Annotated in this window: 11 protein-coding genes; all 11 read right to left on the reverse strand. The window is 46.7% G+C overall.

The window, feature by feature from the left end; translation table 11 throughout:
• The coding region (locus tag Q0236_RS06355; protein ID WP_297916160.1) for a hypothetical protein at positions 1 to 199 on the reverse strand (199 nt) is incomplete at its 3' end.
• 9 nt (positions 200 to 208) lie between these two features.
• Entirely contained in the window at positions 209 to 754 is a 546-nt protein-coding gene (locus Q0236_RS06360) for a hypothetical protein (RefSeq protein WP_297916162.1), read from the reverse strand.
• Between the two features lie 11 nt (positions 755 to 765).
• Positions 766 to 2,022, reverse strand: a complete 1,257-nt coding sequence (locus tag Q0236_RS06365; protein WP_297916164.1) for a phage tail protein — start codon at positions 2,020 to 2,022, stop codon at positions 766 to 768.
• On the reverse strand, positions 2,015 to 2,569 hold the full coding sequence (locus tag Q0236_RS06370; protein WP_297916166.1) for a phage tail protein: 555 nt from the start codon (positions 2,567 to 2,569) through the stop codon (positions 2,015 to 2,017). Before Q0236_RS06370 ends, Q0236_RS06365 begins: the two co-directional genes overlap by 8 nt.
• Positions 2,566 to 3,651 carry a baseplate J/gp47 family protein gene (locus Q0236_RS06375; protein WP_297916168.1) on the reverse strand — a complete coding sequence of 362 codons (1,086 nt, stop codon included), beginning with the start codon at positions 3,649 to 3,651 and terminating at the stop codon, positions 2,566 to 2,568. The genes Q0236_RS06370 and Q0236_RS06375 overlap by 4 nt, the downstream gene beginning before the upstream one ends.
• Positions 3,648 to 3,932 (reverse strand): GPW/gp25 family protein, encoded by a 285-nt coding sequence (locus tag Q0236_RS06380; RefSeq protein WP_297916170.1) that lies wholly within the window; start codon positions 3,930 to 3,932, stop codon positions 3,648 to 3,650. The genes Q0236_RS06375 and Q0236_RS06380 overlap by 4 nt, the downstream gene beginning before the upstream one ends.
• Position 3,933: 1 nt before the next feature.
• Complete coding sequence (locus Q0236_RS06385) at positions 3,934 to 4,539, reverse strand: phage baseplate assembly protein V (RefSeq protein ID WP_297916172.1); 606 nt, start codon at positions 4,537 to 4,539, stop codon at positions 3,934 to 3,936.
• The gene (locus Q0236_RS06390; protein WP_005872476.1) at positions 4,529 to 4,822 is read right to left on the reverse strand and encodes a hypothetical protein; all 294 of its coding nucleotides are present in this window, start codon (positions 4,820 to 4,822) and stop codon (positions 4,529 to 4,531) included. Before Q0236_RS06390 ends, Q0236_RS06385 begins: the two co-directional genes overlap by 11 nt.
• A 3-nt stretch (positions 4,823 to 4,825) precedes the next feature.
• Positions 4,826 to 5,008, reverse strand: a complete 183-nt coding sequence (locus Q0236_RS06395; RefSeq protein WP_297916175.1) for a hypothetical protein — start codon at positions 5,006 to 5,008, stop codon at positions 4,826 to 4,828.
• On the reverse strand, positions 5,008 to 5,229 hold the full coding sequence (locus tag Q0236_RS06400; protein WP_297916177.1) for a hypothetical protein: 222 nt from the start codon (positions 5,227 to 5,229) through the stop codon (positions 5,008 to 5,010). The genes Q0236_RS06395 and Q0236_RS06400 overlap by 1 nt, the downstream gene beginning before the upstream one ends.
• Positions 5,195 to 5,506 (reverse strand): hypothetical protein, encoded by a 312-nt coding sequence (locus Q0236_RS06405; protein ID WP_297916178.1) that lies wholly within the window; start codon positions 5,504 to 5,506, stop codon positions 5,195 to 5,197. Before Q0236_RS06405 ends, Q0236_RS06400 begins: the two co-directional genes overlap by 35 nt.
• Positions 5,507 to 5,618: the final 112 nt, after the last annotated feature.

Consider the following 5,618-nt stretch of genomic DNA (forward strand, 5'->3'; position numbering starts at 1 on the left):
AGAAAGGCTTTGAGCCGTCCTCGTAGCGAAATTTCATGAAATCATTGGGATGAGTTGCAAGGTGCGCGATCACGCGAAAGATATTCATCATATTGGAATGATCCCACTGATCGCACTTTCTAGCACGCAAGAAAATTACTATCGGGCAAGCCAAAATCCCAAGAATAAAGCTCGTCAGAAAAAGAATAAAATATCCCATTTGTTCCTCCTATACTTCAATCGTGTCCGTAAATTTGATAGCCTCAAGCTCCTTTGCGGTTTTTGCCTTCTCGATTGCGGTTTCATAGCCCCATTTCAGCACGTGTAGCTTCTGCCCGGCAATCTGAATGGCACGCTTGATCTTTTTGAGATCCTCTTGCCCGTTTATCTTTTTCATCGTATTGTCATACATCCTAAAACCCCGCACCTCGAGGCTATCAAATATATCGATCATACTTCCGATATTCAGTAGATATTTATATCCGCCGTTGACGGCTCCAAAGTCTTTGATCTCAACCTTGCAGCTCTCGCCCATTGCGTTCACCCATGCTGCGAGCTCATTGAGTTTGGCTTGTTTCAATTCGCTTATATCGGGATCCTCTATTTTTATGCTAGTTGCAAGTGTTTTTGGGTCGATATGGGTAGCGCCAATATCAAGAGCCTTTGCCCACTGCTCCTCGTTTATCTCTACGTTGGGGGCAGGGATGCTTTCGTGTATTTCGCTATCGTAGTATCCTAGAATTTTTGAATTTCCGTCATAGTGTACATATTTCATTCTCTCTCCTTTTAATATCCTATTGCAAACCAGAAAGCATCTCTTTTTGGAAAATTCGAAGCATCGCTATCTACCGTTTGGTACTCTATAGTCATACCGGTTTTCGTAATATTTGCTACATACATTACCCCGCCTGCTTGACCCCAAGAAGGGTCCGCAATATAAGTAGCGCTAGCATTTAGGCAAGCGTTAGGAAATGATATTGGAAATGTTAGATTTTTTCTAGCATCTTGTTCAAGGTCTTTCAGCTTGCCCCACTGCAGCATTATGCCGCTTGGCAACTTTGCGTAGCCGTTTTGTTGTTTTGAGCTTAAAAAGCCTGTAGAAAATACATCGAATACTGCTTTCTCACTTACCGCCGTATCGCTCAAGCTTCCCGTGATGGAATTCTTGAGTTTTACGATGCCCGCTTTTATCTCGGTAGCATATGGGGATTTGTCCACATTTGTGACCTCGAATACGTTTTTAACCTTTATTAGTATGATTACGCTCATATTGTATGGGCGGTTTTCAGAGGCTACTGGTACCACATTTGAAGCATCGAAAGACACTTTATAAACGGGGTCAGAAGTTCCGTCATTATACCCAGACCCCATAACTTCTGACATCTTAAAGGCTCCGTCTGCTCTCCTGATATCGTTGCTCATAACTGCGAGCCAGCCTTGGATATTCCTGATAGCATCGTCTTGCGCTATACCGAGGCTTGCTGCATTGCCGCCCGTGCCGCGGATAAATTTGCCGTCGTTGAATTTCGGTAGATTAAAGTGCTCGCCGCTTCCGCCATAGGTATAGCCGATGACGTCGAATAGCTCGATATATTCAGATTTCTGAAGCCTCCTACCGTCTGCCGGAAGAAAGCCCGCCGGGGTAGTTCGATCGCTAGACCAAAGCAGATATGAGCCTATCTTCAGCCCGTCGCTAGCCTCGGATTTGAGGGCGTATTTATCGGCGGCAAGCCCACCGAGTTTTGTGCTATCTGCCGCGGTTTCAGTTTTGTCGAGCTTTTCTGCGATAGTCGTACCCACAGAGGTAAACTTTTTATCCACCTCGGTTTTTGAGTAGCTATCCTCAACGTCTCGCTTCTTCGCAAGGGCGGTATCTACGCTATTTTTATCGTTCTCGATCTGCTCTCTTAGATATCCCGTGCGATTAGCTAGCTGCTTGGCTTGCTTATTACTGATGCCGTCTATTCCGCCCACTACGGGATCGGTCACTTCGAGCTGATAAATCCCTTCTTCCCAGGTTTTTTCTTCTTTGATATTAGCCATTGTATGCTCCATAGTTGAATTGATTGTTATACTTTATCTGTCCATCGTGCTTGATCTGATTTGTCGAATGCTCGATCAGAGCTAGCACACACCTTGCGGGCGCCGCCGCTTTTGCTGCGGTCGCTATCGCCGCCGCCTTGCTCTTTGAAAGAGGAATGCTGCTTATGATGCTGTATTCGGCCCAGTGCGAATTTGAGCCGTAAAATCTGCTTCTATCATGTTTTATAGAGCCGTCATATTTCTGCCCTAAATTTCCCTCTACTATGATCGCTCCGCTATCTATCGCATTCACCGCCTTTTTGACCGCATAGAAGGTGCCCGAATAGTAGTGGATTTTAAAGGCCTCCTTGATAAGTAGCCTTGCGCCGGTTTCATTAAGCCCGTCTATGTTCACATCCAGGCTATCTGCCAAAATCCCAAGAAGCGAAGCGGGGCAACTATCCGCCAGGATATTTATCGTGCCTATATCAAGCCCTGCAAGGCTGAAGCCAAAAAGATCGTCAAGCTTCTTGTCAAATTTTGGCTTTCCGCTCGGTAGGATACTCATAGATTAGCCTTTGCAAAGCTTAGTTCAAATTTGATTTTCACAAAGCTATCCACGTCCGCTTTTATGTCGGCGGCGGGCTGCTTTAAATTTACTCGATACACCCCCTCGCGGTGCAGAGTAGAATAGATATAGCTTAAATTTAGATCCTCGCCGAGGCTTAGGCTTGTCCTGCTTGCCTCGATTTCGCTTTGAACCCCCGCTTGTAAAAGCATATCTTTTAGCTCGAGCTCGGCTTTGATGACGGCGTTTATGACTTTGGCGTTTTCTACGACTACGGTATCGCAAAGCGGTCGCACCCGCTCGTCGCTCAGGTAGCTTTGCACATCCGCTCTCGTCTCTTCGCTCATATCGGTAGTTTTTAGATAGAGTTTTACGATACCGGGTCCTCCGTTTATCGCGCTTACTTCTTCTACCTTGGCGTTCGCGCTTAGCGCGTGATAGATATAGGCTTTCCTACTTCCCGCCGTAGAAAATCGCTCCAGCGAAAGCACGGCGCGATCGCGCAGTCTCTCGTCGTTCTCTTCATCTGCACCGCCTTCAAAGCGCGATATTTGACGCGCCTTAAGCACGAATGAAAAAGGCGTTTGGATGAGCTCGCATTTTAGATCACTTTGCTTGACGAAGGTCTGCAAGACGCTATGACCCGTACCCTTTAGCTCCCCGGCAGCTATAACGATGTCATCTTTGATCGCGGCAAACTCGCCGGAGCTTGCGCACAAGATAGTGCCTTTCGGAATTAGTACGTCCGAATCGCGCGCCATACTTAGGGCGAATTCCACCTCCGCTACGGGCTTTTCGCCCTTTTTGCGCTCTATGCCGTACATCGCAACGATATTATCCAGATCAGCCCCCTGCGCAAAAGGTAGCAGCATAGATTTTACGGCGCTATTTATGCGGGCTCGCAAAAGTAGCTCTCGATATGCGAGCGTTTCAAGCAGAGCCGAAAAGCGGTCGCTTTCAAGAAGCGAAATTTCATCGTCATTTAAAGAGCCTTTAAAGAGACTTTTAACGGCTTTTAAAATTTCATCGTAGCTAAGCTGCTCGATGACGTTCGGATAGGGTAAATTTTTTAAAAAGCTCATATCTCTACTCCGATCTCTTTGCCGTTTGTTAGCATAATTTTAAAGCTGAGCTTGTGATCTTTAAAGCTTATGAGCTTCACTTCGTCGACCTGCACCCGCTTTTCCCAGCGCTGCACCGCTTCGATGACGAAGTAGCTCAAATCGGCGTGAAACTCATCATTGACCCGCCTATCGATCAGCTCAAAAAGGCGGCTGCCATATTCGGGCAGCATTACCCGCGAGCCGATAGGAGTGCTTAGAATATCTTTTATGCTATCTTCTACGCTTACTAGGTATTTCATCTCAATCCCTCGCTACTCCGCCGTTGGTATGGCTCGAAAGCGAGCCCCTGCCATCGCCTATATCGCCGCTTGCCTTGAGCGAGCCTGTGATATTGAGATCTCCGTTGATAAAAAAGCTTCCGTTTCCTCCGCCGCTTCCTGCGGTCGAGATTGAGCCTTGAATGACCGTATTTCCCAAAAGCTTGATATTTCCGCTTTGCACGGTCGTATCGTCCGCTTTCACATTCACCGATTTTGCGGTCAAGCTTGCGTTTTCGCAGGCGATATTGATCTGCTTTGGGCTTGAAATTTCAAGGCTGGAGTTAGCCGTATCGTAGCTCATCCTTACGCCGTCTTCAAAAGCGACGTGGATCTTTGTATCGGTCGCGCTCGCTTTGTGAGCGGTCTGATAGATACCGCGTAGGATCACGCCTGCGTTGAGCTCGCCCCGTACCGGCAGCACAAGCACCTGCTCGCCCACGCGGATCGGCGCAAAGCTTACGGCAAAGGAATTGGCGCAGGCTTGAAATACGGGCAAAAAGTCGGTAACCATATCGCCGATCGCAACCCTTGCGCGATCCCCGCCTACTTCACTGACGATGCCGATCTCGTTTAGGTTATTGCTCATATTGTTCATCCTTATTTCTATCATCTAGATCAAATTTATTTCTTATAAATCCGACTGCCAAATCCAAAATTCCGCTGCCTTTAAAGGCGCCGATCCCGCAGATCGCAAGGCTAAGGCGCATATCTTTGCAGAAAAAGAAAGATATTTCATAAACGATGTATGCGCTAAAACAGCCGTCCAATACTCGTTTGATAAAATTACCCGCGCCACGCTCGCCATACTTCAAAAAGGCCGTTACGCTGCCCGCAACGCCTGCAGCTAATATATAGAGCAGATACTCCATGGCTCATACTTTAAAGGTTTTATATAGCGACGTAGGCGAAAAAAGAGCGCCGGTAATACCTATACAAAGCGACCAAAGAAGGAGCACTAAATTTTCGCTTCGTATAAAGTTGTCAAAGACTACGTAAAGCTCAAGATTGAATACTACTAAGACAAAAGCTCTAAGTAGATAAATCAAAGTTTTCATTACTCGCTCCTCGTGCAGTCTTTGGCTATCTCTTCGCATTTGAGAAAATACCTCACAAGCTCTTTATGCGCTTCAAAGCTGCCGTTTGCCGCAGGTTTAAGCGGCATTTTCAGATTGCAGCGCACAGGCACATAGACTTGCTTTATCTGTGGTTCCTTTGTGCTGCAACCAAATAGGCAAAGCACGCTAAAAAGCGCTATCAAGAAGTTTTTTATACGCATTGAGTTGTGCCTCGCAACTTTTGTCTTTTATGTAAATTTTAGAAACGCTTTGGATCTTATCCTCGTTGCGGCGGCTTGCATTCACCTCAAGGGATTTGATCGCGGCGTTTTGCAGGCTTAGATTTAGCTCGCATTGCCCTAGCTGCGCCTTAAGCTTTGCATTTTCGGCGCTTAGCTGCGAAACATCGCTTTTAAGGCTTAAAATTTCGGCTCCGCATAATGCCGCTATTACCGCAAAAGCCGCCAGTATAAATTTAATGTTTAGCAAGAAGCCCATTTAATACCTTTCTCGCTCTGTTTGGAGTTTGCTGCGCCCAAAGGCTGCGAAGCCCGTTTGCGATAGCCTTTTCATATTCGCCCATGCGGATATGATGAAGGGTCGTAACGAA

The sequence above is a fragment of the uncultured Campylobacter sp. genome (genome assembly GCF_938031315.1).
Taxonomy (GTDB): domain Bacteria; phylum Campylobacterota; class Campylobacteria; order Campylobacterales; family Campylobacteraceae; genus Campylobacter_B.

Excerpts from the sequence above, each read along its gene's own strand:
- Q0236_RS06360 (WP_297916162.1), bottom strand. The coding sequence starts at position 754 with ATGAAATATGTACACTATGACGGAAATTCAAAAATTCTAGGATACTAC.
- Q0236_RS06365 (WP_297916164.1), bottom strand. The coding sequence starts at position 2,022 with ATGGCTAATATCAAAGAAGAAAAAACCTGGGAAGAAGGGATTTATCAG.
- Q0236_RS06370 (WP_297916166.1), bottom strand. The coding sequence starts at position 2,569 with ATGAGTATCCTACCGAGCGGAAAGCCAAAATTTGACAAGAAGCTTGAC.
- Q0236_RS06375 (WP_297916168.1), bottom strand. The coding sequence starts at position 3,651 with ATGAGCTTTTTAAAAAATTTACCCTATCCGAACGTCATCGAGCAGCTT.
- Q0236_RS06380 (WP_297916170.1), bottom strand. The coding sequence starts at position 3,932 with ATGAAATACCTAGTAAGCGTAGAAGATAGCATAAAAGATATTCTAAGC.
- Q0236_RS06385 (WP_297916172.1), bottom strand. The coding sequence starts at position 4,539 with ATGAGCAATAACCTAAACGAGATCGGCATCGTCAGTGAAGTAGGCGGG.
- Q0236_RS06390 (WP_005872476.1), bottom strand. The coding sequence starts at position 4,822 with ATGGAGTATCTGCTCTATATATTAGCTGCAGGCGTTGCGGGCAGCGTA.
- Q0236_RS06395 (WP_297916175.1), bottom strand. The coding sequence starts at position 5,008 with ATGAAAACTTTGATTTATCTACTTAGAGCTTTTGTCTTAGTAGTATTC.
- Q0236_RS06400 (WP_297916177.1), bottom strand. The coding sequence starts at position 5,229 with ATGCGTATAAAAAACTTCTTGATAGCGCTTTTTAGCGTGCTTTGCCTA.
- Q0236_RS06405 (WP_297916178.1), bottom strand. The coding sequence starts at position 5,506 with ATGGGCTTCTTGCTAAACATTAAATTTATACTGGCGGCTTTTGCGGTA.